Genomic DNA, 26105 nt, shown 5'->3' with positions numbered 1-26105 from the left:
ATTTAGAAAGCAACTTTATTGCTTCTGCATAAAAAAATTACTGGGGATCCCTCAGCCCATGGGGAGAGGGAGAAGGGCACGTACCGTAGGCCGGGTAAGCGCAGCGTCACCCGGCAGGATTTTAAAAGCGCGTGTCCACGGCTGAAGCCAGCTTCTCCAGCAGCCGTTCGCTGTCTTCCCAGCTCAGGCACGGGTCGGTGATCGACTGGCCGTACACCATTTGCTGTCCGGCGACGATCTTCTGCGTGCCTTCTTTGATAAAGCTCTCCGCCATAATTCCTGCAATGGCGGTCGAGCCGCTGCGGATCTGCTGGCAGACTTCATCGCAGACGTCCAGCTGGCGGCGGTGCTGTTTCTGGCAGTTGCCGTGGCTGAAATCCACCACCAGATGCTCCGGCAGGTCAAATTCCGCCAGCGTTTCGCAGGCGGCGGCAATATCTTCTGCATGGTAATTCGGTTTTTTACCGCCACGCATAATGATATGTCCGAACGGGTTGCCGCTGGTCTGGTAGATGGTCATCTGGCCGTTTTTATCCGGGGAGAGGAACATATGGCTGGCGCGTGACGCGCGGATGGCATCAACGGCGATGCGGGTATTGCCGTCCGTTCCGTTTTTGAAGCCCACCGGGCAGGAGAGCGCCGACGCCATTTCACGGTGGATCTGGCTTTCGGTGGTACGCGCGCCAATCGCGCCCCAGCTAATGAGGTCGGCAATAAACTGTCCGGTCACCATATCCAGAAATTCGGTAGCGGTCGGCACGCCCAGCTCGTTAACCTGTAGCAGCAGCTTACGCGCCAGCGCAATGCCGTGATTCACCCGGTAACTACCGTTCAGATCGGGATCGGATATCAATCCTTTCCAGCCCACGACAGTACGCGGTTTTTCAAAGTAGGTACGCATCACGATCTCCAGGCGATCCTGATACGTGCCGCGCAGCGTCTGAAGGCGTTGTGCATAATCCATCGCCGCGTCCAGGTCGTGGATGGAGCAGGGGCCAATTACTACCAGAAGACGTTTGTCTTCACCATTGAGAATTTTTTCGATGCGGCGACGGGAGGCCGTCACATGGTCCGCCACCTCGGCGGAAACGGGGTGCAGCCGGGCCAGCTCAGCCGGGGTGACCAGGCTATCAATGCGCGCGGTGCGCAGTTCGTCGGTTTTGTTCATGGAATGTCTCAGAAATTTTTTGCTTCATCGGCAGACTACCGGGAAGTGATGGGCATCACCTTAAACCAATCCCTGCTGATTTCAAGTTCGGGGCACGTCGCCCCGAGGATGGCATGATAATAACTGAAACTGGATTAATGTACTAGCATATTAGTACATGCGGCGATTCAGTCCCATGATATCGAGGATCTTGGTGGCAATTTCTTCTACTGAATAGTTGGTACTGTTCAGCCAGGGGATCTGATTTTTCCGGTACAGCGCTTCGACTTCGGAGACTTCCATTCGGCACTGGCGCATTGAGGCGTAGCGGCTGTTCTCGCGACGTTCTTCGCGGATCGCCGCCAGTCGTTCCGGGTTGATGGTCAGCCCAAACAGCTTATGCTGAAGCGGCTTGAGCGCGGCAGGCAGCACCAGGTTGTCCATATCATCGGCAATAAAGGGGTAGTTAGCGGCGCGAATGCCAAACTGCATTGCCAGGTAAAGGCTGGTGGGGGTTTTACCGCAGCGCGACACGCCTAGCAAAATGACCTGCGCCTGGTCCAGATTGCGCAGCGAGATCCCGTCGTCGTGCGCCAGAGTGTAGTCAATGGCGGCAATACGCGCATCGTATTTGGTCAGGTTGCCGGGGTTCAGCCCGTGGGTACGGTGAGCGATCGGCGTCGGGTCGAGCTTCAGCTCGCTTTGCAAGGGTGCAACCAGCGCCTGCACGATATCCTGACAGAAGCCCTCGCTTTGCAGAATGATGTTGCGGATCTCAGGGATCACAATGGAATAGAACACCAGCGGACGAACACCGGTCTGCTGGTAAATGGCGTCGATCTGGTCCTTGACCGCTTTGGCCCGGCTCTCGTTTTCCACGAACGGCAGCGTGATGCTGTTTATCGACACGGGAAACTGCGACATCACCGCGTGTCCCAGCACCTCGGCGGTAATCGCCGTCCCATCAGAAATATAAAAAACGTGGCGATCGACAGCATTATCCATTTTATCCACCCTGAATAGCGTACGTAATTGCCTGAAAGCATAAATTAAAAAAGTTAATTGCACAGCAAAGAACTTATCTGAATTTAAAATGAAATGGTGTTTTTGATTTTCCTGAAAAGTGGATTTCATTTTCTGATTAGCGGCGTTATTTCTATGGTTTTTGACGGAATCTATAGGAATCATCGGGTTAGCGAGGGCGGGGGAACTGTCCGAAAAGTTGAAAATTTAAATTGCTTACACGATTCACCGTTTTTTTAGCGGAAATAAATATGCCAGTATAAATACGTAGTCAGGTGTTTCTTACTCCGATCAAATATCACAAAAGGATTGTTTCGATGTCCAACAATGGCTCGTCACCGCTGGTGCTTTGGTATAACCAACTCGGCATGAATGATGTAGACAGAGTTGGGGGCAAAAATGCCTCCCTGGGTGAAATGATTACAAATCTGTCCGGTATGGGTGTCTCCGTACCAAACGGGTTTGCCACAACCGCCGATGCGTTTAACCTGTTTTTAGACCAGAGCGGTGTAAACCAGCGCATTTACGACCTGCTGGATAAAACGGATATTGATGATGTCACCGAGCTTGCCAAAGCCGGCGCGCAAATCCGCCAGTGGATTATCGACACACCTTTCCAGCCGGAACTGGAAAAAGCCATTCACGACGCCTACAACCAGCTCTCCGCTGACGATGCGCAGGCCTCCTTTGCCGTGCGTTCTTCTGCAACCGCAGAAGATATGCCCGATGCCTCGTTCGCCGGACAGCAGGAAACCTTCCTGAACGTTCAGGGTTACGATGCGGTGCTGGTGGCGGTGAAGCACGTGTTTGCTTCCCTGTTTAATGACCGCGCCATCTCCTATCGCGTGCACCAGGGCTACGACCATCGCGGCGTCGCGCTTTCCGCCGGCGTGCAGCGCATGGTGCGCTCGGACGTAGGCTCTTCCGGCGTGATGTTCTCTATCGACACTGAGTCCGGCTTCGACCAGGTGGTGTTTATCACCTCCGCGTGGGGTTTGGGCGAGATGGTGGTGCAGGGGGCGGTGAACCCTGACGAATTCTACGTGCACAAGCCTACGCTGGCGGCTAACCGTCCGGCAGTGGTACGTCGCACCATGGGTTCGAAAAAAATTCGCATGATCTATGCTCCGACGCAAGAGCATGGCAAGCAGGTCACCATTGAAGATGTGCCGCAGGAGCAGCGGGATCGCTTCTCGCTCACCGACGCCGAAGTGGAAGAGCTGGCGAAGCAGGCGGTGCAGATTGAAAAACACTATGGCCGTCCAATGGACATCGAGTGGGCGAAAGACGGACACACCGGCAAGCTGTTTATCGTGCAGGCGCGTCCGGAAACCGTCCGTTCGCGCGGTCAGGTCATGGAGCGCTACACCCTGCACGCGCAGGGCAAAATTGTCGCGGAAGGCCGCGCAATTGGTCACCGCATCGGTGCCGGTCCGGTGAAAGTGATCCACGACATCAGCGAGATGAACCGCATTCAGCCCGGCGACGTGCTGGTGACCGACATGACCGACCCGGACTGGGAACCGATCATGAAAAAAGCGGCTGCCATCGTCACCAACCGCGGCGGCCGTACCTGTCACGCGGCTATTATCGCCCGTGAGCTGGGGATCCCGGCGGTAGTCGGCTGCGGTGATGCCACCGAGCGCATGAAGGACGACCAGAAGGTGACGGTCTCCTGCGCTGAAGGCGATACCGGGTACGTGTATGCCGATATCCTCGACTTCAGCGTGAAAAGTTCCAGCGTGGATACCATGCCGGACCTGCCGCTGAAGATCATGATGAACGTCGGTAACCCGGACCGCGCGTTTGACTTCGCCTGCCTGCCGAACGAAGGCGTGGGCCTGGCGCGTCTGGAATTTATTATTAACCGCATGATCGGGGTGCACCCGCGTGCGCTGCTGGAGTTCGACGACCAGGACGCAAAACTGCAAAACGAAATCCGCGAGATGATGAAGGGGTACGACTCGCCGAAAGAGTTCTATGTGGGTCGTCTGACGGAAGGGATCGCCACGCTCGGCGCGGCCTTCTACCCGAAACGCGTGATCGTGCGTCTGTCGGACTTTAAGTCCAACGAATACGCCAACCTGGTGGGCGGCGAACGCTACGAGCCGGAAGAAGAGAACCCGATGCTGGGCTTCCGCGGCGCCGGACGCTACGTGTCGGAAAGCTTCCGCGACTGCTTCGCGCTGGAGTGCGAGGCGGTAAAACGCGTGCGCAACGACATGGGGCTGACCAACGTGGAAATCATGATCCCGTTCGTCCGTACCGTGGATCAGGCGAAAGCGGTGGTGGATGAGCTGGCGCGTCAGGGGCTGAAGCGCGGTGAGAACGGGCTGAAGATCATCATGATGTGTGAAATTCCGTCCAACGCCCTGCTGGCCGAGCAGTTCCTGGAGCACTTCGACGGCTTCTCCATTGGCTCGAATGACATGACGCAGCTGGCGCTCGGCCTGGACCGCGACTCCGGCGTCGTCTCTGAGCTGTTCGATGAGCGTAACGAGGCGGTGAAAGCGCTGCTCTCCATGGCCATCCGCGCGGCGAAGAAACAGGGTAAATATGTCGGGATCTGCGGCCAGGGTCCTTCTGACCATGAAGACTTTGCGGCCTGGCTGATGGACGAGGGAATTGATAGCCTCTCCCTGAACCCGGACACCGTGGTGCAAACCTGGCTGAGCCTGGCAGAGCTGAACAAGTAAAACCTGCATAACCTGAAAAAGGCGAGGATATCTGTCCTCGCCTTTTTTATTTTCCTGCGAATATGCTCACCATCACAAATAAAGCAAAAAACCAAATATCATAATTTATCTGTTAATTTAGACAATTGTTAGTGGGCAGGGCGTTGCTAATACTTGAGCCTTACCGCGTACATCCGTCGGGGTGATGCGCGACTGGTTGAAATACGTTTTAACCTGATAAAAAGGCAAATAACAATGACAATCTCCTCTGTATTACGTACCAAAGATAAAATAGGTTATGGCCTCGGTGATATGGCCAGCGCGCTGGTCTGGCAAACGGCAACGTTATTTCTCGCGTATTTCTATACGGACGTATTCGGTTTGCCGGCGGCCATTATGGGCACCATGTTTTTAGTGGTGCGCGTGATCGATGCGTTTGTCGATCCGTGCATTGGCGCGCTGGTGGACCGCACTCAGACCCGCCACGGTCGTTTTCGTCCCTGGCTGCTCTGGTTTGCCATTCCGTTTGGCGTGAGCTGCCTGATTACCTTCTACGTACCGGATGCCGGGCAGACGGCGAAAATTGTCTATGCCTGCGTAACCTATGCCATCCTGAGCCTGATCTACTCCGCGATTAACGTTCCATACTGCGCCATGCCCGGCGCGCTGACGCTCGACCCGCGCGAGCGCCACTCGCTGCAATCCTGGCGCTTTGGCCTGTCGTTTATCGGCGGGTTGATTGTAACGGTCATCGCGCTGCCGCTGGTCTCATTATTAGGTCAGGGGAATGTGCAAAAAGGTTATTTCTATGCCATGAGCCTGATGGGGCTGCTGGGTATTATTTTATTCTTCTGCTGCTTCTTTATGACCCGGGAGCGTTACTCGCCACGCAATGACACCTCCGGCTCGATGCTGACGGATTTAAAACTGCTGGCCGCCAACAGCCAGTGGCGAATTGTTTTTCTGTTTAATATTTTACTGTTAACCGCCGTCGTGACGCGTGGCTCTGCGACCATGTATTACGTTAACTATGTTCTGTTACGTCCTGAACTGGTCTTTGCCTTTATTGTTTCCGGCATGGTGGCATCCTTAAGCGGCGCATTATTATCTGAACGCCTGCTGGGGAAATTTGATCGCGTACGTGCCTATCAGTGGACCATTATTTCTTTCGTTATTTTTGGCGCGTTGATTTTCTTCATTCCTCCTTCGCAGGTGTGGCTGATATTCGGTCTGAATATTGTGTTTAGTTTTATTCAGAACCTGACCACGCCGCTGCAATGGACCATGTTCTCCGATGTGGTGGACTACGAAGAACACCGCAGCGGCCGCCGTCTGGACGGGCTGGTCTTTTCTACCGCCCTGTTTGCCATCAAGTTTGGGCTGGCGCTGGGTGGGGCGGTGGTCGGTTGGGTGCTGGGCATGGTGGATTACGCGCCCGGACAGGCAAACCAGGCGCCTCACGTTCTCGCAACCATCAATGCCCTGTTCACCCTGATCCCCTGCGCGCTGTTCCTCTGCATGGTGGCGCTCCTTGCTATCTACAAACTCAACAGCCGACTGGTGGATTCCATTGCCCGTGAGCTGGCCAGCAAGCGAGACATTCGAAACGATGCGGGGCAGCTCAGCCCGGTAACCCAATCCGCACTACAGGAGTAAACCATGACTGTGATCTACAAGGACGCGGGACGTCCCGTACACGAGCGTGTCGCTGATTTACTGGCGCGTATGACGCCGGAAGAGAAATTTGCCCAGATGCACGCGTACTGGCTGATCCTCGATGAACACGGCAACCACCGCGAGCGTAGCGATTTGAGCGATGAGTTCGCCGGCGTGAGCGAACAGGCGTCCCTCAGCGAAAGGCTGAAGCTGGGCGTCGGGCAGATCACCCGTCCGCTCGGCACGCACATTGTTGATGCAAAAACCGGCGTGCGTGCCGCTAACCGCCTGCAACGTATGATGATGGAGGAGACCCGGCTCGGCATTCCGGCGCTGTTTCATGAGGAGTGTCTGGTGGGGCTGCTGTGCAAAGATGCAACCCTGTTCCCGTCGTCGCTGAACTACGGTTCCACCTGGGACCCGGCGCTGGTGCAGCGCGCGGCGGAGCAGATTGGCAACGAGGCCCGGTCTGTCGGGTGCCAGCAGGGGCTGGCCCCGGTGCTGGATGTCTCGCGCGATGTGCGCTGGGGACGGACGGAAGAGACCTTTGGGGAAGATCCGTGGCTGGTAGGGGTGATGGCGACGGCGTACGTGAAGGGGTTGCAGGGCGATAAGCGCGATCTGCTGGCGACCCTGAAACATTACGTGGGGCACTCCTTCAGCGAAGGGGCGCGCAATCATGCGCCGGTCCATCTGGGTTTCAGCGAGCTAAACGATACCTTCCTGCTACCGTTTGAGATGGCGGTGAAGCTGGCCAACGCCGGTTCGGTGATGCCGGCCTATCATGACATCGATAATCAGCCAGGGCACAGCGACCATTTCCTGCTCACCACCGTGCTGCGTGAACAGTGGGGCTTCGACGGCATTATTGTCGCGGATTACGGCGGCGTCAGCCTGCTGCACCAGCACCATGGGATTTCTCACGGTCCAGCAGAATCGGCGGCGCTGGCGTTTAACGCCGGGCTGGACGTGGAATTGCCGAAGGATGACTGCGCGCGTCATCTGGCGGAAGCGGTAGAGCGTGGGCTTATCTCAATGGCGAAAGTGGATGAGATTGTGGCGCGCGTGCTAAGTGAAAAATTCCGTCTCGGGCTGTTTGAAAAACCGTACGCCGACGAAAAAGGTATCGATTTGCAGAATGAGGCGACCCGGCAGGTGGCGCGCGAGGTGGCAACAAAATCGATCACGCTGCTGGAAAATAACGGCATTTTGCCCCTCGGCGGAAAACCCCGTGTAGCGGTAGTGGGGCCGACGGCGGACGATCCGCTGGCGTTGCTGAGCGGCTACAGCTTCCCGGTTCACCTGATCATCAGCGATATGGTTGAAGAGACCTCGCAGGTGACAACCCCGCGCGCGGCGCTGGAACAGTACCTTGGTGCATCGCAGATACGTTACGCCAAAGGGTGCCACATTATCGAAAAACGGATGGCGGGTGCGCCGGTGTTCCCGGGCGACAGCGGCGGTAAACCGATGCAGCAATCGCCGGTTTCACAACGCACGGATTTGATCCCCGAAGCCGTGAGCGCGGCAAAAGAGAGTGACGTGGTGGTGGCCTGCGTGGGCGACCTCGCCGGGCTATTCCAGAGCGGCACCGTGGGGGAAGGATCGGATACCGATTCGCTGAATCTGCCGGGCGTGCAGCAACAGCTGCTTGAGGAGCTGGTGGCAACCGGCAAGCCGGTAATTGTCGTCATGACGGGCGGGCGTCCTTATAACCTTCAGGGGCTGGAAGAGAAGGTGGCCGCGCTGATGATGGCCTGGGCGCCGGGGCAGGAAGGGGGCTGGGCGATTGCCGATATCTTAACCGGCCGCGCGGAGCCGCAGGGCAGGCTGGTAGTCAGCGTGCCGAAAAACGCCGGGGCGATGCCGTACTACTATAACCACAAGCTGAAAAGCGGCGGCACGCCGTTTGCGTTCCATTTCGGCGCACTTTACCCGTTCGGTTACGGTCTGGGCTGGACGCAGTTTCGCTGGAGTGCGGCGCGTCTCGCTGAAAGCCACGTCCCGGTCGACGGAGAGGTGGTGTTAAGCGTCGATGTCAGCAACATCGGGGAGCGCAGCGGCAGCGAAGTAATACAGGTGTACGTGCGTGACAAAGTCGCGACGCAGGTTCGTCCGCTTCAGGAGCTGAAAGCGTTTCAACGCGTTACGCTTTCACCGGGAGAAAACGCCACCCTGACCTTTACCCTGCCGGTGGAGATGTTTAATTTCACCCGCCGGGACGGGAAGCGGATTGTCGAGCCAGGGGAATTTGAGCTACAGGTTGGCGCATCCTCGGCGGATATACGCGAGGTGGTGAACGTGCAGGTGACCGGGGAGACGCGGGTGCTGGAGGGGGAATGGCAGATGTTGAGTAGGAGTGAAATTTGTAAAAATTAATATTCAGGACTCGCCTGGCCACAAAGGCGAGTCCTCTTTCAAGCAATTAAAAGAAGAAAATGAACTTACAAAGCACTAATAACTTAAAAAAATAGTTCGCATAAGAATAGTCTTAGCCGCCTTGCTCTGAGCCTGGAACTGATATAGCTACTCCTCACCGTCTGCTGGTTGCAGGACTGCGCCAGATAGCCTGATAGGTTTGATGAGCTATAAAAGATGAAATTTAAATGAAGATACGGACTCTGTCTGATTTAAGTTCCCTGTGCAACGGCTACATGACAACGCAATGCAGGGAAAACGAAGAACTACAGTGCATAGCGTCAGAACTCAGGATTCAATAAGTAACTGGAGAGGTTAAGTGGTTGTAGATATTTCGGTGTTATTCATTATTCTTTTAATGATTGTGTGCGCCCTGATTTATCGCCTTTCTGTCATGGAAGATAAGTTGTTAGCAATGGAGTTAAGACACGCTACGGAAGTCAACGCAGCGCGTAGAGAAGGGTATATAAACTGCATGAATCTTCATGCTCAGGTTGAAAAAAGTATAAAAGATAAAGCTAAATGATGGCGTTTTTAGGAACGCCAATTGGCTGTTGGTACGAGAAAGATATTCAGTTGATAGTGAAATGGCATATGCTTATGACGAATGGAACTAAACAGTAAAACTCTTTCATCGCTATTCATCCGTCTGTAATGAACGGTTGTTTCGTTTAAAACACGCCTAAATCCTGTGCGCTCAGCATAAGGTAAATAAAAAAAAGCCCATCGTGGGAGATGGGCAAAGACTACACACAGCAATTCGTTGTTTCACTCAGGGGATTTCCATGCTTATAAATCAAGGTGTTGATTTATAACCGTGTCTTAATAGTAGGCATGCCAACTTTATGAGTCGATCGGATTCGTCTCAATAGTTAAAGGGAGGTAAAGATTTCTTGAAGAGAATGACGGTTTTAGGCATGAAAAGGCGGGTCTGACCAGTGCGCAGAGAATAAATAGTTTAGCAACGTTTAAGTATTCCTGCGAAGAGTGTAGGCCGGGTAAGCGTTAGCGCCACCCGGCAAAGGTTATTACTGCGCGTTCTTATCTTCCAGCTCTTCAAGTTCGCTTAAGATGAGGTCCGGATCGGTTCCGGGTGGCGGCACTTCATGCACCCAGGCAGAGAAGAGACGCCAGGTTACCGCAAGCAGCACCGGACCGATAAACAGGCCAATCATGCCGAAGGCAATCAACCCCCCGATCACCCCGGACAGGATCAGAATCAGCGGCAGATCAGCGCCCATGCGGATGAGGAGAGGACGAATCACGTTATCCATGGTGCCCACCACGCAACTCCAGACCAGCAGCACCGTGCCCCAGGTCGTGTCCCCCGTCCAGTAAAGCCAGATAATGCAGGGAACCAGCACCAGCAGCGGACCAAGCTGTGCCAGACAGGTCATCAGCATGACAACGGTGAAAATGGTGGCATAAGGTACGCCGGAAACCGCCAGCCCGATACCGCCAAGCACCGCCTGCACCAGCGCTGTGACCACCACGCCGAGCGCCACCGCGCGAACGGCCTGGGCTGCCAGCAGCACGGCCGCATCGCCGCGTTTACCTGCCAGCCGGGTGGCGAAATGGCGTACCCCCAGCGCAACCTGCTCGCCGCGCCAGTACAGCAGGGCGCTGAAGACCAGCATCAACGTACAGTGCATCATGAAGCGACCAATATGTGCAGCCTGCCCGACAAACCAGGTGGTGGTTGTGCCGATGTACGGGCGCACTTTGGCCATCAGGGCGCTACCGCCCATCTCCAGCAGGCTGTGCCAGCCGCTGTATAGTTTTGCGCCCACAACAGGAATGCTGTTCAGCCACGCGAGATCCGGCAGCGTCATGTCACCGCTGGTGACCGCGCGAATAACCGGGCCGCTGCTGTCAACCAGGCTGTTAACCAGCAGCGCAATGGGAATAATAAACAGCAGGAACAGCAGCAGCGTCATCACCAGCACGGCAAGGCCGCGGCGACCAAACAGCAGTTTCTGCAAACGTAAGAGTAAAGGCCAGGTTGCGACCACGACGGTCGCGGCCCAGGCAAATCCGAGCACGAAAGGACGAACAATCCACAGACACGCAATAATCATAATGGCTAAGAACAGCACCGACAGCAGTATCTGTGCGACATCCCTGGGCTGACGAAGATTGACCATAAACGAAACTTTCCTTAAATGAACACCAGCAAGGCTGATGGGAATATAAACCGCATCTCTCTAATCATTAGTGATTTCAGCGATTTTTGACAGGCGGATTTTGCCCGTAATTCTACGAAGCACATAAGAAAAAAATGTGATAAAACTTTCCAGACACAACGCAAACGATTTCACACTATTCTCATTAGGGTCGACAGCAATGATCCCACAGATTTCTCAGGCACCGGGCGTCGTTCAACTGGTGCTTAATTTTTTGCAGGCACTGGAGCAACAGGGTTTTACAGGTGATACCGCCACCGATTATGCCGACAGGCTGACGATGGCAACCGATAACAGTATTTACCAGCTTCTTCCCGATGCCGTCGTTTTCCCGCGCTCTACCGCCGATGTGGCCCTCATCGCCCGTCTGGCGTCGCAGGAGCGTTTCAGCTCCCTGGTCTTTACCCCGCGCGGCGGCGGGACGGGCACCAATGGGCAGGCGCTGAACCAGGGCATCATCGTTGATATGTCCCGCTATATGAATCGCATCATTGAGATCAACCCGGAAGAGGGGTGGGTGCGTGTGGAAGCGGGGGTAATCAAAGATCAGCTGAATCAGTTTTTAAAACCGTATGGCTATTTTTTTGCGCCCGAGCTTTCCACCAGTAACCGCGCAACCCTTGGCGGGATGATCAACACCGATGCCTCAGGGCAGGGCTCGCTGGTCTACGGCAAAACCTCCGATCACGTCATGGGTGTGCGGGCGGTGCTGCTGGGGGGCGATATTCTCGATACCCAGCCGTTGCCGGTCGAACTGGCTGAAACGCTGGCAAAAGAGAGCACCACCAGCGGACGGATTTATCGCACCGTGCTGGAGCGCTGCCGCGAAAATCGCGAACTGATCCTCGACAAATTCCCGAAGCTCAATCGCTTCCTGACGGGCTACGATCTGCGCCATGTCTTTAATGACGATCTGAGCCAGTTCGATCTTACCCGCGTACTGACCGGGTCAGAAGGGACGTTGGCCTTTATCACCGAAGCGCGTCTGGATATCACCCCGCTGCCGAAGGTGCGCCGTCTGGTGAACGTCAAATACAACTCCTTTGACTCCGCGCTGCGTAATGCCCCGTTTATGGTGGAGGCGCGGGCGCTGTCGGTGGAAACCGTTGATTCAAAAGTCCTGAACCTGGCCCGGGAAGATATTGTCTGGCATTCGGTGAGCGAACTGATTACCGACGTGCCGGATAAAGAGATGCTCGGTCTGAACATCGTCGAGTTCGCCGGCGATGACGCAGAGCTGATTGAGAGCCAGGTGAGCACGCTCTGCCAGCGTCTGGATGAGCTGATTGCACAGGGGGAAGGCGGCGTCATTGGCTGGCAGCTGTGTAACGACCTCTCCGGCATCGAGCGAATCTACGCGATGCGTAAAAAGGCGGTGGGGCTGCTCGGTAACGCGAAAGGGGCGGCGAAGCCGATTCCGTTTGCGGAAGATACCTGCGTGCCGCCGGAGCATCTGGCGGATTATATTGTGGAGTTTCGTGCGCTGCTCGACAGCCATGGTCTGAGCTATGGCATGTTCGGGCACGTTGACGCGGGTGTGCTACACGTGCGCCCGGCGCTGGACATGTGTGATCCGCAGCAGGAGATCCTGATGAAGGAGATCTCCGACGAAGTCGTGGCCCTTACGGCCAAATATGGCGGTTTGTTATGGGGAGAGCATGGCAAAGGATTCCGCGCCGAGTACAGCCCGGCGTTTTTTGGCGAACAACTCTACGCCGAGCTGCGTAAGGTGAAAGCCGCTTTTGATCCTGATAACCGTCTTAACCCGGGTAAAATCTGCCCGCCAGAGGGCGTTGATGCGCCGATGTTGCAGGTAGACGCCGTCAAGCGCGGCACCTATGACCGACAAATTCCGATTGCGGTACGCGCTTCCTGGCGCGGCGCGATGGAGTGCAACGGCAACGGGCTGTGCTTCAACTTCGATGTGAAAAGCCCGATGTGTCCGTCGATGAAAATCACCAGCAACCGCATCCACTCCCCAAAAGGACGTGCGACGCTGGTGCGCGAATGGCTGCGCCTGCTGGCTGACCGCGGCATTGACCCGCTCAAGCTGGAACTGGAGCTGCCGGAAAAACGCGCCAGCCTGCGCGGGCTCATCGAACGGACCCGCAACAGCTGGCATGCGAATAAAGGCGAATACGATTTCTCGCATGAGGTGAAAGAGGCGATGTCCGGCTGCCTGGCGTGCAAGGCGTGTTCAACCCAGTGCCCGATTAAAATTGATGTGCCGGAATTCCGTTCCCGCTTCCTCCAGCTGTACCACACGCGTTATCTGCGCCCGATGCGCGATCATCTGGTGGCAACGGTGGAGAGTTACGCGCCGCTAATGGCTCGTGCGCCAAAAACCTTTAACTTCTTTATCAATCAGCCGCTGGTGCGCAAACTGTCTGAAAAACATATCGGCATGGTGGATCTGCCGCTGCTGTCGGTGCCATCGCTCCAGCGTCGGCTGGTGGGGCACCGCTCGGCGAACATGACCCTGGAACAACTGGAAGCATTAAGCCCTGAGCAGAAAGCGAAGGTGGTGCTGGTGGTGCAGGATCCGTTTACCAGCTATTACGATGCGCAGGTGGTGGCTGATTTTGTCCGTCTGGCAGAGAAAATTGGCTACCAGCCGGTGGTACTGCCGTTCTCGCCGAACGGCAAGGCGCAGCACATTAAAGGTTTCCTGACCCGCTTCGCGAAAACCGCGCAGAAAACTTCAGATTTCCTGAATCGCGTGGCGCAGCTCGATATGCCAATGGTGGGCGTCGATCCGGCGCTGGTGCTCTGTTACCGGGATGAATATAAGCAGACGCTCGGCGATAAGCGCGGTGATTTTCAGGTCTTACTGGTGCATGAGTGGCTGCCTGCGGTGCTGAAGCAAACGGCCCCTCAGGAGGTCAGCGGAGAATCCTGGTACCTGTTTGGGCACTGCACTGAAGTGACCGCGCTGCCGACGGCGCCTGCCCAGTGGGCTTCTATCTTCGCGCGCTTTGGCGCGAAGCTGGAAAGCGTCAACGTGGGCTGCTGCGGTATGGCCGGAACCTACGGTCATGAAGTCAAAAACCACGCTAACTCGCTCGGCATTTACGAGCTGTCGTGGCACCAGGCAATGCAGCGCCTGCCGCGTAACCGCTGTCTGGCGACGGGCTACTCCTGCCGCAGCCAGGTGAAACGGGTGGAAGGTAACGGCGTTCGCCATCCCTTGCAGGCTTTACTGGAGATTATCGGATGATCTGGAAACGTGCGGTCACTCTGCAGGCCTTAAATGCCATGGGTGCGGAAAACATGGTCGGTTTGCTGGATATCCAGTTTACGCGCATTGGCGATACCGAACTTGAAGCGACGATGCCAGTAGACAGTCGTACTCATCAACCGTTTGGCCTGCTGCACGGCGGTGCGTCCGTCGTGCTGGCCGAAACGCTGGGGTCGGTCGCGGGTTACCTGTGTACGGAAGGGGAGCAGAAGGTGGTCGGGCTGGAGGTCAATGCCAACCACATCCGCTCCGTTCGCAGCGGGCGCGTGCGCGGTGTTTGCCGCGCACTGCACGCCGGAAGTCGTCATCAGGTGTGGCAGATTGATATTCTGGACGAGCAGGATCGCCTGTGTTGTTCATCCAGACTGACGACGGCCGTTGTGTAAAGTTTCCGAATGTCTTGCTTTTGGTCAAAAATTAGCCGTCTGATTGTGATATACTGGTCACGTTTTGAACATAAGCGAGGACATCATGGATACTGAAATAACCCCAACACAGCTGGCAATTGAATATTTACGTCGCGATAAAAGCAATCTGTCTCCGGCGCAGTACCTGAAAAAGCTGAAACAACTTGAGCTGGAATTTACGGATTTGCTGGCGCTCTCTTCAAACGAGCTGAAAGAAGAGATCTACTTTGCCTGGCGGTTGGGCGTTCACGTCCATTGAGCAGTGAAGAAAAGGCCGCCCGCGCGGCCTTTTTTGTGTCTGAAACTCAGTATTTGGCAGGCAGTTTGTTAATTTTAATGAGCCGGCCTTCTTCCATTTCGATGAACCCGCCCGTTTTCAGGTCAGCCAGTATCCGCATTACGCCGCTGCGGGAAAGCCGGGTTTTATCCCGGATGTACCTTTCCGCCGTCACGCTGCGTCGGTAGTTGTCATCTTCCTGCATCAGCATCATGAGCTGCTGACGAATCATCTCGTAAGCCGTTGGCGCACCTTTCGGCATGACGTTGTGATAAAGGCGGTTATAGACAAACATCAGATGATTAGAAAGCAGCCCCCATAAAGCCTTCTCTTTGATAACTTCTGCCACCCGATCGGTTGCTAGCACGCCGATCAGGCATGGCGTCACCGTTTTGAGATAATCGTTAAAATATATGTCCGTCAGATTAGCGAGACCAAACAGGGCGGGGCTGCGCGCGGTGGTAAGCATCATGTCGTCGCTTCTTCTGTATATCGCGATTGTGCCCTCGAGAATTAAATAACACATACTCTGCCCGTTAACCTGCAGATCAAGTTGCTCACCGGGATCGGTTTTATACGTGGCGCAGTGCGGCTGTAAGTGGGAAATCAGTTCCTGGGCATAGGGAGAGCCGCGATGCGATGGTTTGTCAGAAGACATAGCGTTAACCTGGAAAGAGACTGTACTTTCTATAGTGTCGCTCTTATTTTCCACCTTCTCCAGAGATAAAAACAGCCTCAGTACTTGCGGGGTAAGTGATGGATCTCGATTAGCACGCCGCGCTCCATAGTGATGTATTTCCCCGTCCGCAACTCCGCCAGGATCCGCATAATGCCGCTGCGTGAAAGATAGGTGCGGCTTTTGATATAGGCTGCGGCGGTAATGCTTTGTCTTATGGCTTCCGGCTCCTGCATCAGTTCTACCAGCTGAAAGCGGATAATGTCGTAAGCCGACATCTGCGATATCTGGGCACAATGTTCGTAAACGCGCGATGCGGTATAGATCAGCAGGTTCGAGAAGGACTCCCATAAATTCTGTTGTGCGACTACGTGATTAAAACGCTCCAGCGTAACGCTAGCCACCTCTGAAGTTTCCAGCGCTCTGACGTAGAGGTGCTCAGAAGAAAACTGGCTGCTCACGCCGAGTATAAAAGGTGCGGATTCGGAATTTAAGACGATACCGTCACCTCGACGATGCAATGCCACGCTGCCATGTAACAGTAAAAAGCACTGGCGGATATCACCGGAATAATAATGGATGACTTCACCTTTAGCCATGATGCATCTTTCCGTATGCGGCAAAACATTATCGATTATTTTTTCAATGTGCTTAAGAGGCTTAGCGCCAAGCACTGTTGTTATTTCATTGCCTGAAACGGGCGCAATACGGGTGTTCATAAGAGGCCTCATACACTGATGCGATCATTTTTTGATCGACATAAAGAATTATCTTAAAAAACAGTTGGTCAGGGAATATTTTCGTCGAGTCTAATTATAGACTTGCCTATTAATGAGTGTTAATTAGTTGAATTTGAAACATTTTTGACTTAGGTCTAAAAGTAGACCGGGGACTTTATTGTTAAGATATTTCCAAAGTAATTTGTTTTGTTTTTGTTAAAAGAGAGTCTACAGCTAGACCCTAAAATCGATTGTGCGTAGAAAAAGAGTTGTATAAATTTTGATTCGTCGAAAGGGGTTTTATTTCTGCAACTGAATATCGGTAATAAATAAAGTAATACAGGAAAGAGAATTATGAATAAAAAATTGATGATGGCAATGTTAGCGGCAGGTTCTGTACTCACCATGACCAATGCATTTGCAGCGGCAGGTACCGTTAATTTTAACGGAAATATTCTGGATTCTGCCTGCGACGTAGATGTGGCATCTCAGAACCAGGTGGTGGTATTGGGCGATTATTATAAAACGGAATTCCCGACGGCGGGAGCCCGAACGGCTGCGACGCAGTTTAATATTATTTTGAAAAACTGTCCTGTGACGGTCACTAATGCAAAAGTCCGTTTTGACGGTACGCCGGATTTAACCAACGCCAGCCTGCTGGCGATTGATACGTCCGTGGCGGGGGCGGCCACAGGGGTAGCGATTAACCTGATGACTGCAGATAAAGCCGATCTGCCGCTGTACGGCAGCAACAGCTATACCTACGCGCTCAGCAGTACGGCTGATAATACACTGAACTTCTACGCGCAGTATATCTCCACCGCAGCGTCCGTGACCGCGGGCCCGGCTAACTCGGTCGCGAACTTCTCAGTGGTTTACAACTAAGTCATTGGCAGTAATTAGCAGGGGGCTTCCCGGCCCCTTGTTTTATGAGGTATTGAAATGCGTTTTATAACGACAACTGGCCTGGCGATGGCGCTGTTATCGCTGACGTTAACATCCGCCAGTGCTGGAGTAGTTATTGGCGGCACCCGCATTATTTTCGATGGGGCAAAAAAAGAAGCGTCAATAAGTATCACCAATCCTGATGACGTTCCTTATTTAATCCAGTCGTGGATTGATGTTCAGGATGGGCAATCCGGTAAAGCGCCTTTTATTATTACGCCTCCGCTGTATCGGCTGGATGGCGGGCAAAAAAACCTTGAGCGTATTGTCATGACAGGCTCGCTGCCTCAGGGGCAGGAGAGTTTATTCTGGCTGAACATTAAAGCTATTCCATCAGCTTCAAAGCAGATGAACTCGCTGCAAATTGCCGTCAAAACGCGCATTAAACTTATTTATCGGCCAGAGAGCCTTCGTGCGTCTACCCCTGAGGAACAAACCAACAAATTAACCTGGCATCGTGCGGGAAATGCTCTGCAGGTAAATAACCCAACGCCGTACGTTATCAATTTCAATGAAATAACGGTCGGGGGTAAAAAACTTGATGATGTCACGTACGTAATGCCTTCAGGCTCAGTTCGTTTCCCGTTACCGAATGGGACCAATGGCAATACGCTGACGTTTAAAGTCATTAACGATTATGGCAATCCTGGCGAATTACACCGGGCCAGTTTGTGATCCCTTTGCATTAATCGGGTGCTCGTCATGACAACGGCATTTAATACAGTGCAGCCTGCGCGCCTGGCAATATTCATTGCCCTCGCGCTTGCGGGTTTCTCTCCCACACTGTGGGCCAGTGAGACGTTTAATACGGAACTGGTAGAACTGGATAATCCCGGAATGGGAAAAGCGGATTTATCTGCCTTTGAATCCGGCTCGCAGGCGCCCGGGACGTACCACGTGGATATTATTCTTGACGAGCGGCTGCTGGAAACGCGGGATATTCGTTTCATGGCAGTGAAGGATGCTAACGGCAGTGAAACGTTGCAGCCGTGCCTGAGTATCAGGCAGTTAAAAGCGTGGGGCGTGAAAACGGCGCTTTTCCCGCAGCTCGACGCCGGGCAAGGAGAATGCGCCGATCTCAAGGCGATTCCACAGGCCAGCGCGGACTTCCAGTTTGGCGCCCAGCGTCTGGCAATCAGCATCCCACAGGCGGCCATAGATCTGCCAGCGAGAGGTTACGTTCCGCCGGAGATGTGGGATGAAGGCATTACCGCGGCTATGCTCAACTACAGCCTGAGCGGCGCGAACAGCCGGGCAAGAAGCGGGGCAGGCACCCGCAGCGACAGTCAGTATGCAAACCTGCGACCGGGGATCAACGTCGGTCCCTGGCGGTTACGCAACTACACCACCTGGTCCCGCGATGCGTCCGGCCAGGATAAGTGGGACAATGTCTATACCTTGATGCAGCGCGCGATTATTCCCCTGCAAGCCCAGCTTACGCTCGGAGACAGTTCCGCCCCTGCCGATGTCTTTGACAGCATGCCTTTTCGCGGCGTCCAGCTGGCGTCCGACGACGATATGTTACCGGATTCCCTGAAAGGCTATGCGCCGGTGGTGCGCGGTATTGCGCGAACTAACGCGCAGGTCGTGGTGCGTCAGAATGGCTATCAAATCTACCAAAGCTATGTGGCGCCGGGCGCGTTTGAGATCGCGGATATGTATCCCACCGGCGGCGCGGGCGATCTTGATGTCACGATCGTCGAAGCTGATGGCAGTGAGCAACATTTCACCCTGCCGTACGCTTCGCTGCCGGTCCTGCAACGGGAGGGGCGCCTGAAATATGCCCTTACCGCCGGGCAGTATCGATCGTATAACCGTAGCGTGGAGAAAACCCCCTTCGGGCAACTGACCGGAATCTACGGCCTCCCTTACGGCCTCACGCTCTATGGAGGCGTTCAGGGGGCAGATAAGTACCAGTCGGCGGCTCTGGGGGTGGGCAAGAACATGGGCGATTTCGGGGCGATATCCGCAGACCTCACCCAGGGCTGGTCAACGCCGGAGCATGCCGCGAAAACAAGCGGTCAGTCGTGGCGGGCCCGATACAGCAAGAATTTTATTAATACCGGGACGAACTTTTCGATTGCCGGGTATCGCTACTCGACCCGCGGCTATTACGGGATGCAGGAGGTCCTCGATTCGTACGGCGACAGCAGCGCGCTTCAGGACAGGCGACGTAACCGTGCCGAGCTGACGATGAGCCAGACGCTGGGGGATAACCTGGGCGCGCTTACCCTCAGTGCGGCGCAGGAAGATTACTGGAATGACGATAAGTCGATGGCTTCGTGGAGCGTCGGCTATAGCAACTACTGGCACAACATCAGCTATGGCCTGACATGGACCTACAGCAAAAATGTCCGCTCAGCGTCAGAAACCCACGACAACCAAAAAAACGCTGACCACGACCAGCTTCTGGCGTTCAACATCAGCATTCCGCTGGATAAATTTTTGCCGCAGACATGGGCGAACTATGGCATGAACGCCAGCAGGAATAACGGGATGACACACAGCATCGGTCTGAACGGGGTGGCTCTCGAAAACCGAGCCCTGAACTGGAACGTGCAGCAGGGATACGGCACAGAGGGCGTGGGCTATACCGGCAGCGTTAACGCGGACTACAGAGGCACCTATGGCGAAGCCACGGCGGGGTATGGTTATGACAAAAACAGTGAACGCCTGAATTACGGGCTACAAGGCGGCATTCTCGCCCATGCTGATGGCATCACGCTTTCTCAGCCGCTGGGGGAGACCAACGCCTTAATTAAAGCGCCTGGCGCCCACGGCGTGGATATCCGCAATCAGCCCGGTGTACGGACAGATTTTCGCGGTTATACGGTCGTGAGCAACCTTTCGGTCTACCGAAAAAACGATCTCACTCTCGATCCGGAAAATATGCCGGAGGATGTCGAACTGGAGATCAACACCCGCACGGTGACGCCGACGCGGGGAGCGGTGGTGAGAGCCGATTATTTGCCGAAGTCAGGTCGCCGGGTGCTGATGACTTTGACCGACAACGAACGCGCCGTTCCGTTTGGGGCGGTGGTCACCCTTGTCGGTGATGAGAGCAGCAGTTTTATTGTGGGCGATCGCGGTCAGGTTTATTTAACCGGTATGCGCGAGGAGGGGACGTTAGTCGCGACATGGGGGAGTCAGCCCAGCCAGCAATGCCGCGCTGATTTCAGCCTGCCGACACACTCAACATTCGGTGGGATCGCTGACATGCGCGCCTCCTGCCGTCAGGAACGTTAACATGAAATGGCTTATCGTGATTTTGCTTCTCTGTTTGCTCGCGGCGGGAAACCTCGCCCGTGCCGGTACGTGCACCACCATCACGCCGCAGCTGTCAACCCTGTCCGTGGGGACGATTAACGTGCAGCGTGATGCGCCTGTCGGCACGGTGGTCTTTTCCGGCGCGGCGACAGCCACCGGTTCCTATCTTACTGGATGTGCTAATCCGCTGATGCTGGGATTCAGCATGCGCTACAACAGCGCCACGTTGAGCAGCTACGGCAATCATGTTTACAACACTAACGTCAGCGGGATAGGCATACGCTTTTCCTCCAACGCCTATTTTGAAAACCCGAGCAATACGTTCTCGTACAATGCGCAGACCTCCTATGTCGACTGGTATGGCGGGAGGATTGAGCTGGTGGTGACTGGCCCGGTCTCATCGGGGGCGTTAACCCCGGGGGCGATCGGCGTCGTGACGCTTCAGGGGAGCGACGGCATCTATCGTGACGGCCTGACCACGCAGCTCACCGCCGGTACCATTAATGCCATGGCGTGCACGGTGAATACGTCACAGCTGACGTTTCCGATCGGGGATATCCCCGCCTCGGCGTTCGGCACCGTGGTGGGCACCACGCCAGCGGGAGCACAGAACACGCAAAACCTGGGCTTAACCTGCGCCGCCGGAACCAATATTACGGTCTCGCTCAGTGGAATACAGAATCCGGACAGCGCCAATACCAGCGTGATGGCCTTAACCGGGCAGGGGAATGCCGGCACCGCAAAAGGGGTTGGGGTGCAGCTTATCTATAACGGTGCGCCGCTGGTGATGAACAGCCGACTATTCTTGCGGCAGTCTGCCGGCGGGCAAGAGACATTGCCGTTAACGGCCCGATATTACCAGACGTTGAACCGCGTGGAGTCAGGTTCAGCAAATGCCTCCGCCACCCTTAATTTGACCTATCAGTAGCAGGTACGAAGATGAAAATAATATACGGGACACTGCTGTTACTGGCTTTACTCAGCGGGAAGGCTTTCACCGCTGATAGCGTCAACATCGGTGTGACGGGAAATATCGTTGCGTCGCCGTGCATATTTAATGGCGGGAGTAACAGCCTCGATGTCAATCTGGGCAATATTCAGGCAACCAATATGGCGACGCCGGGCTCAACATCGGATCCGGTGCCATTTAGTCTGCTGTTCACCCAGTGCCCAACGGGAACGCAGAGTGTGACCGTCTCTTTTACCGGCAGCCCCGATCCCGCGGCGGGCGCGGACTATTTTATGAACAGCGGTTCGGCCACGCACGTGGCGATAGCCATGCGCGATGCCCAAACGGGTACGCTTAAAGGAACAGGCTCTGGCATGACTCAAACTATTGGTGCCGACAGAACCGCGACAATGGCTATGCAGGCCTCGGTTAAATCCGTGACGGGTGGCGTCACGCCGGGAAGCATCAGTGCAGTTGTGGTGATGACGATGCAGTACAACTGAGCGCCGGTGATATGCCTTTTTTAAAGACGTTGGTATGAGCTATGTTAAATATTCTGATTCAGGAAACCGATCTATTTTTTCAGGCTGGGCTACATGAATTTTTCGAGGATTTTTTTAAACATAACTTTCATCGTGCCATCACATTTAACCTGGCGCTGACCCATGAAAACGTCAGTCAGGCCGATATTATTGTCCTGTCATTATGCCAGGGTGAAACACTAACCTGTTTTCCCGAGTTACTCGCCCGGCAAAAAGGGATTGTGCTAGGGTTTGTCGACGATGAACTGCGCTTTTCGGCGTTGCCCTCCTGCTTTCAGGACATTATTTTTCTCCCTCGCCGTGCATCGCTTGATCGTATCAGTGGCGTACTGTTTATCGCGTGGTTCAGGACGCAATTACCGGGTTATACATGGACTAAACATAACTGCTTCGACTGCCAGCATAAAGGGTTATCCCGGCAACAAATTCGTATTCTGGTCAATTTTTACCGAGGGCTGTCGGTAGTACAGACCGCTCAGGCGCTGGAGATGAGCCAGAAAACGGTCTTTACCCATAAATATATGCTGATGCAAAAATTTAATCTGCGAAGCGATTACGAGCTGATCGTACTGTTGAGAAGGCTGATGGAGAAAAAGAGCCGTCCGAACCTGCTTCGCGATTACCTTGAAAATAATTATGCAGAACAGATAGCGTAAAACGCCAGCGGATAGCTGGCCGGGCAGTGATAGCCACCACCCGGCAATGCATTTAAACGTTAACCGCAGCGATCAACCGCGTCTTCATGGTCTGGTACGCAGAAGCCGCAAAATCCTCCGCCCAGCGCTGGTCCTCGATCGCCTCCATCTGCACGGCGCAATATTTCGTTTCAGGCGTTCTGGAGATCGGGTCTAGATTATCCTGCGTCAGCTCATTACAGGCGCCAATCCACCACTGGTAGGTCATATAGATTGCTCCCGCATTGATGCGCTCGCTGATGCTGGCGCGCGTGATCACTTTACCCCGGCGTGAACGTACCCAGACCAATTGGCCGTCGGCGATCCCACGCTCATCAGCGTCGGCCGGGTTCATTTGCACCCGGCCCGGCTCGTCGGCCAGGCTTTGCAGCGCCGCGCAGTTCCCGGTCATTGAGCGACAGGAGTAGTGACCGACTTCGCGCACCGTGCAAAGTACCAGCGGGTATTCCGTATCCGGTGTCTCGGCCGGAGCGCGCCAGGGGGCAGCAAACAGCTGGCCTTTGCCAGTGGGGGTGTCGAACTGATTATCCCTGTACAAATAGGGTGTGCCGGGATGATCAAGGGTTGGGCAGGGCCACTGGACATGGCCCATCTCGCCCATTTTTTCGTAGGTCACGCCGTAGAAGAGGGGGCACAGCTCGCGCATTTCGTCCCAGATCTGCTGGTTATTCTCGTAATGCATGGGATAGCCCATCTCCGTGGCCAGCAGGCTGATGATCTCCCAGTCGCGCTTGACGTTGCCGCTGGCCTCAATGGCCTTGCCAAAACGCTGGAAGCCGCGATCGGCACAGGTGAACACGCCAGCATGTTCTCCCCATGACGTGGCAGGGAGCAGTACGTCAGCCACCTCTGCCGTTTTGGTCATAAAGATGTCCTGAACCACCACAAAATCGAGGGACTCAAAGCCGCGGCGGACCAGGCCCAGATCGGCTTCTGTCTGAAGCGGATCTTCCCCCATGATGTAATAGGCTTTGATCTTACCTTCCAGCGCGAGATGCGGCACTTCGGTGATACGCGTCCCGACGCGATCGTCCATCCGGCTGACATTGATTTTCCACGCATCGGCAAATTTCAGTCTGACCGCCGGGTCAGTGACATCCTGGTAGCCGGGGAACATATTGGGCAAAACGCCCATATCGCAGGCACCCTGAACGTTATTTTGCCCGCGAACCGGACCTACGCCGACGGCAGGGCGGCCCAGGTTGCCGGTGAGCAGCGCCAGGCTGGAGAGACCTTTCACCACATCAACCGCCTGACCAAACTGCGTAACGCCCATTCCCCACATTACCGTTGCTGAAGGCGCCGCCGCGAACATGCGCATTGCCTGACGAACATCCCGCGCGGGAATGCCCGTCAGATATTCAACCTGCTCGGGTGCGTAATCTTTTACCGTCAGTCGGTAAGCCTCAAGCCCTTCTGTGAAGCGGGCAACGTAGTTTTTGTCGTACAGTTCCTCTTCAAGCAGGACATAGCCAAAGGCATTGACCAGCGCCATGTTACTGCCGTTTTTCAACTGAAGATGAAGATCGGCAATGCGTGCCGTTTCAATATGACGCGGATCGCAGACGATGATTTTTGCGCCATTTTCACGTGCTTTAAGCACGCGTCGGGCGACGATGGGGTGAGAGTCGGCGCAGTTATAGCCGAACACCAGCAGGCATTTTGAGTTTTCAATATCGTTAATGGAATTGCTCATGGCACCGTTGCCGAGGGTCTCCTGTAAACCGGCAACGGACGGACCGTGACAGACGCGGGCGCAGCAGTCGACGTTGTTAGTGCTCAGCACCGCACGGGCAAATTTTTGCATCACATAGTTGGTCTCATTGCCCGTTCCACGCGAGGACCCCGTGGTCATAATGGATCGAGGGCCGTACTGATCTTTGATGCTTTTAAGCCTGTGAGCAGTATAGCGAATGGCCTCTTCCCAGGTAACAGGGGTAAAGGACTCACCTTTGCTGTAGCGGATCATGGGCTGCGTAAGACGGGGGGTAAGCAGCCGTGTGTCGTTAAGAAAGTCCCAGCCGTAGAATCCTTTCAGGCAAAGCGTGCCCTGATTGGTTACGCCATCAGCGGCTTCGGCACGGATAATCCGGTTATTTTTAACGACGAGGTTTAGTTTGCAGCCTGCACCACAGTAAGGGCAGACGCTGGCGATTTTTTTCATCAATAACAGACCTGTTAAGAAATGAAGCAATGTTTACTGGAAAGCCCAGTTCCTTAGCGGACTAAGCAGGATCCATGCCACATTCAGCGTGCTTGATTAACAGGGCGTCAGGGAAGAGAGGGTGTGTCATCGTCAGTCTGTTCGTCAGTATTGACGATGACACGCTATCCGTAGGGATGGGAAGGGAGAGGCGTTAAAGATCGTCCATGGTATAACCGACAACAATTTCCAGCGTCTTGCGGATCACATCCGCCTTAACGACATCGTCGGTGGTTTCCAGCGTCTGGATCAGCCAGAGAATGATCGCTTTGTTGGTCAGATGACCTTCAGAAGCGAGAACACAACGAACCGCAGTCGAAAAAATGGCAGACTCTTCAGCAAAGCGATCGCCTGCGTGACGGAAATACTCCGACAACGCGCTATCTAAAAAGGCGGAGTGGTATTCGGGTTGAAGCTGAATATTTTGTCTCATTTGTTCTCACCGTTGCTGTAAAGTTGTAGTCAATGCATCTTTTTGGGATCGGACGGTTTTCCATTTCCAAATAACGGCACTACATTGTCTCGATTATTTTTGAGAGATCCCTCTCTCTTTATTCGTCCTTGTGCGGTTCTGCGACCTTTAAAAGCGACAGTGCCTGTGCTGATTTCAGCTATCACCCTCGCTAATGTCTCCCGCCGCTGGGGATCCGTCTCACAGGCTTGCATGTTACGCAGACGCTGAACCAATCCCTCGGTCGTCACGGGACCGCGCTCCTTCAAAAGTGAAAGAGCGGCTTCTCCAATAAGCTGGTCGATCAGTCTGTCCGCATCACTGCTGTTCATAACATTAACGTTCGAAGAGCAGACCAAGAAGCAGGTGATAATGATGTTCCTCTTCCGGACCATTGGCCCTTTCAAGGCGACTCAACAGTTTTGTGCAGAGCGATTTGCGATTCAGATTCCGCCCATCGCTAAGGATTTCAACAACAACCTGACCCAGGGTTTCCTGTTGGGTTGGAAGCGCGGCTTTTTCGAAGTACTGCGCAATCGCTGTTGCTGAGTCTGCGACGTATCCGTTCTGCTGCATGTTTCGCTCCTGTAAAATTCTGTAATCAGTAACGTTACATTTAAGGTATACATAATTT

At 54.5% G+C, this 26105-nt stretch carries 22 protein-coding genes and 1 other RNA gene; 13 read left to right on the top strand and 10 right to left on the bottom strand.

The window, feature by feature from the left end:
* Nucleotides 1-121: 121 nt before the first annotated feature.
* Nucleotides 122-1168, bottom strand: coding sequence for a 3-deoxy-7-phosphoheptulonate synthase AroH (aroH, locus tag ACOT0L_RS21450; protein WP_023299917.1), 1047 nt, complete (start codon nucleotides 1166-1168; stop codon nucleotides 122-124).
* Nucleotides 1169-1318: 150 nt separating this feature from the next.
* Complete coding sequence (ppsR, locus tag ACOT0L_RS21445) at nucleotides 1319-2152, bottom strand: posphoenolpyruvate synthetase regulatory kinase/phosphorylase PpsR (RefSeq protein WP_017384644.1); 834 nt, start codon at nucleotides 2150-2152, stop codon at nucleotides 1319-1321.
* Nucleotides 2153-2487: 335 nt separating this feature from the next.
* Between ppsR and ppsA the strand changes: the two genes are divergently transcribed.
* The 4 genes from ppsA (at nucleotide 2488) to ACOT0L_RS21425 (ending at nucleotide 9445) form a co-directional block, all read left to right on the top strand.
* The gene (gene ppsA / locus ACOT0L_RS21440) at nucleotides 2488-4866 is read left to right on the top strand and encodes a phosphoenolpyruvate synthase (protein WP_126504184.1); all 2379 of its coding nucleotides are present in this window, start codon (nucleotides 2488-2490) and stop codon (nucleotides 4864-4866) included.
* Nucleotides 4867-5100: 234 nt separating this feature from the next.
* Entirely contained in the window at nucleotides 5101-6501 is a 1401-nt protein-coding gene (locus ACOT0L_RS21435) for an MFS transporter (protein WP_038415905.1), read from the top strand.
* A 3-nt stretch (nucleotides 6502-6504) separates the two neighbouring features.
* The gene (locus ACOT0L_RS21430) at nucleotides 6505-8880 is read left to right on the top strand and encodes a glycoside hydrolase family 3 N-terminal domain-containing protein (protein ID WP_126314799.1); all 2376 of its coding nucleotides are present in this window, start codon (nucleotides 6505-6507) and stop codon (nucleotides 8878-8880) included.
* Between the two features lie 358 nt (nucleotides 8881-9238).
* Nucleotides 9239-9445 carry a hypothetical protein gene (locus ACOT0L_RS21425; protein ID WP_022647855.1) on the top strand — a complete coding sequence of 69 codons (207 nt, stop codon included), beginning with the start codon at nucleotides 9239-9241 and terminating at the stop codon, nucleotides 9443-9445.
* A 185-nt stretch (nucleotides 9446-9630) separates the two neighbouring features.
* Here the strand turns inward: ACOT0L_RS21425 and rprA are convergent.
* Both rprA and ydiK read right to left on the bottom strand, forming a co-directional pair.
* An RNA gene (rprA, locus tag ACOT0L_RS21420) (antisense sRNA RprA) lies at nucleotides 9631-9738 on the bottom strand.
* A gap of 209 nt (nucleotides 9739-9947) precedes the next feature.
* A complete protein-coding gene (gene ydiK / locus ACOT0L_RS21415; protein WP_022647856.1) occupies nucleotides 9948-11063 on the bottom strand; it encodes an AI-2E family transporter YdiK in 1116 nt (371 codons plus the stop codon).
* Nucleotides 11064-11262: 199 nt separating this feature from the next.
* Here ydiK and ydiJ point away from each other — a divergent pair, with 199 nt between their 5' ends.
* The 3 genes from ydiJ to ACOT0L_RS21400 all read left to right on the top strand — a co-directional run bounded on the left by ydiJ (nucleotide 11263) and on the right by ACOT0L_RS21400 (nucleotide 15006).
* A complete protein-coding gene (gene ydiJ, locus ACOT0L_RS21410; RefSeq protein WP_126504186.1) occupies nucleotides 11263-14319 on the top strand; it encodes a D-2-hydroxyglutarate dehydrogenase YdiJ in 3057 nt (1018 codons plus the stop codon).
* Complete coding sequence (gene menI / locus ACOT0L_RS21405; protein WP_022647858.1) at nucleotides 14316-14726, top strand: 1,4-dihydroxy-2-naphthoyl-CoA hydrolase; 411 nt, start codon at nucleotides 14316-14318, stop codon at nucleotides 14724-14726. Before ydiJ ends, menI begins: the two co-directional genes overlap by 4 nt.
* Nucleotides 14727-14811: 85 nt before the next feature.
* Nucleotides 14812-15006 carry a YdiH family protein gene (locus tag ACOT0L_RS21400; protein WP_003857766.1) on the top strand — a complete coding sequence of 65 codons (195 nt, stop codon included), beginning with the start codon at nucleotides 14812-14814 and terminating at the stop codon, nucleotides 15004-15006.
* Between the two features lie 46 nt (nucleotides 15007-15052).
* On the opposite strand, the gene ACOT0L_RS21395 is transcribed toward ACOT0L_RS21400, so the two are convergent.
* On the bottom strand, nucleotides 15053-15682 hold the full coding sequence (locus ACOT0L_RS21395; protein ID WP_023299922.1) for a helix-turn-helix domain-containing protein: 630 nt from the start codon (nucleotides 15680-15682) through the stop codon (nucleotides 15053-15055).
* A 77-nt stretch (nucleotides 15683-15759) separates the two neighbouring features.
* Nucleotides 15760-16419, bottom strand: a complete 660-nt coding sequence (locus ACOT0L_RS21390; protein WP_022647860.1) for a winged helix-turn-helix transcriptional regulator — start codon at nucleotides 16417-16419, stop codon at nucleotides 15760-15762.
* Between the two features lie 354 nt (nucleotides 16420-16773).
* Here ACOT0L_RS21390 and ACOT0L_RS21385 point away from each other — a divergent pair, with 354 nt between their 5' ends.
* From ACOT0L_RS21385 to ACOT0L_RS21360, 6 genes are read left to right on the top strand one after another with little or no spacing between them, the layout of a single operon-like run.
* Nucleotides 16774-17304: a fimbrial protein gene (locus ACOT0L_RS21385; RefSeq protein WP_022647861.1), complete on the top strand. Its 531-nt coding sequence runs from the start codon at nucleotides 16774-16776 to the stop codon at nucleotides 17302-17304.
* A gap of 57 nt (nucleotides 17305-17361) precedes the next feature.
* Entirely contained in the window at nucleotides 17362-18039 is a 678-nt protein-coding gene (locus tag ACOT0L_RS21380; protein WP_022647862.1) for a fimbrial biogenesis chaperone, read from the top strand.
* Between the two features lie 27 nt (nucleotides 18040-18066).
* Entirely contained in the window at nucleotides 18067-20610 is a 2544-nt protein-coding gene (locus tag ACOT0L_RS21375; RefSeq protein WP_126504188.1) for a fimbria/pilus outer membrane usher protein, read from the top strand.
* A 1-nt stretch (nucleotide 20611) separates the two neighbouring features.
* Nucleotides 20612-21559, top strand: a complete 948-nt coding sequence (locus ACOT0L_RS21370) for a fimbrial protein (protein WP_058677986.1) — start codon at nucleotides 20612-20614, stop codon at nucleotides 21557-21559.
* Nucleotides 21560-21570: 11 nt separating this feature from the next.
* Nucleotides 21571-22083 (top strand): fimbrial protein, encoded by a 513-nt coding sequence (locus tag ACOT0L_RS21365; protein ID WP_022647865.1) that lies wholly within the window; start codon nucleotides 21571-21573, stop codon nucleotides 22081-22083.
* 41 nt (nucleotides 22084-22124) lie between these two features.
* On the top strand, nucleotides 22125-22778 hold the full coding sequence (locus tag ACOT0L_RS21360; protein ID WP_022647866.1) for a helix-turn-helix transcriptional regulator: 654 nt from the start codon (nucleotides 22125-22127) through the stop codon (nucleotides 22776-22778).
* A gap of 52 nt (nucleotides 22779-22830) precedes the next feature.
* On the opposite strand, the gene fdhF is transcribed toward ACOT0L_RS21360, so the two are convergent.
* The 4 genes from fdhF to ycgZ form a co-directional block, all read right to left on the bottom strand.
* Nucleotides 22831-24981: a formate dehydrogenase subunit alpha gene (gene fdhF / locus ACOT0L_RS21355; protein WP_126504190.1), complete on the bottom strand. Its 2151-nt coding sequence runs from the start codon at nucleotides 24979-24981 to the stop codon at nucleotides 22831-22833.
* Between the two features lie 193 nt (nucleotides 24982-25174).
* The gene (locus ACOT0L_RS21350) at nucleotides 25175-25453 is read right to left on the bottom strand and encodes a biofilm/acid-resistance regulator YmgB/AriR (RefSeq protein ID WP_022647868.1); all 279 of its coding nucleotides are present in this window, start codon (nucleotides 25451-25453) and stop codon (nucleotides 25175-25177) included.
* 29 nt (nucleotides 25454-25482) lie between these two features.
* Nucleotides 25483-25803 carry a hypothetical protein gene (locus tag ACOT0L_RS21345; protein WP_126504192.1) on the bottom strand — a complete coding sequence of 107 codons (321 nt, stop codon included), beginning with the start codon at nucleotides 25801-25803 and terminating at the stop codon, nucleotides 25483-25485.
* Between the two features lie 4 nt (nucleotides 25804-25807).
* Entirely contained in the window at nucleotides 25808-26047 is a 240-nt protein-coding gene (ycgZ, locus tag ACOT0L_RS21340; RefSeq protein WP_022647869.1) for a regulatory protein YcgZ, read from the bottom strand.
* Between the last annotated feature and the right edge of the window lie 58 nt (nucleotides 26048-26105).

Source organism: Enterobacter cloacae complex sp. XAL002, assembly GCF_049236805.1.
Classification (GTDB): Bacteria; Pseudomonadota; Gammaproteobacteria; order Enterobacterales; family Enterobacteriaceae; genus Enterobacter; species Enterobacter intestinihominis.
Note: the sequence above shows the minus strand (reverse complement) of the source record. Positions and strands in the feature narration are given on the sequence as shown.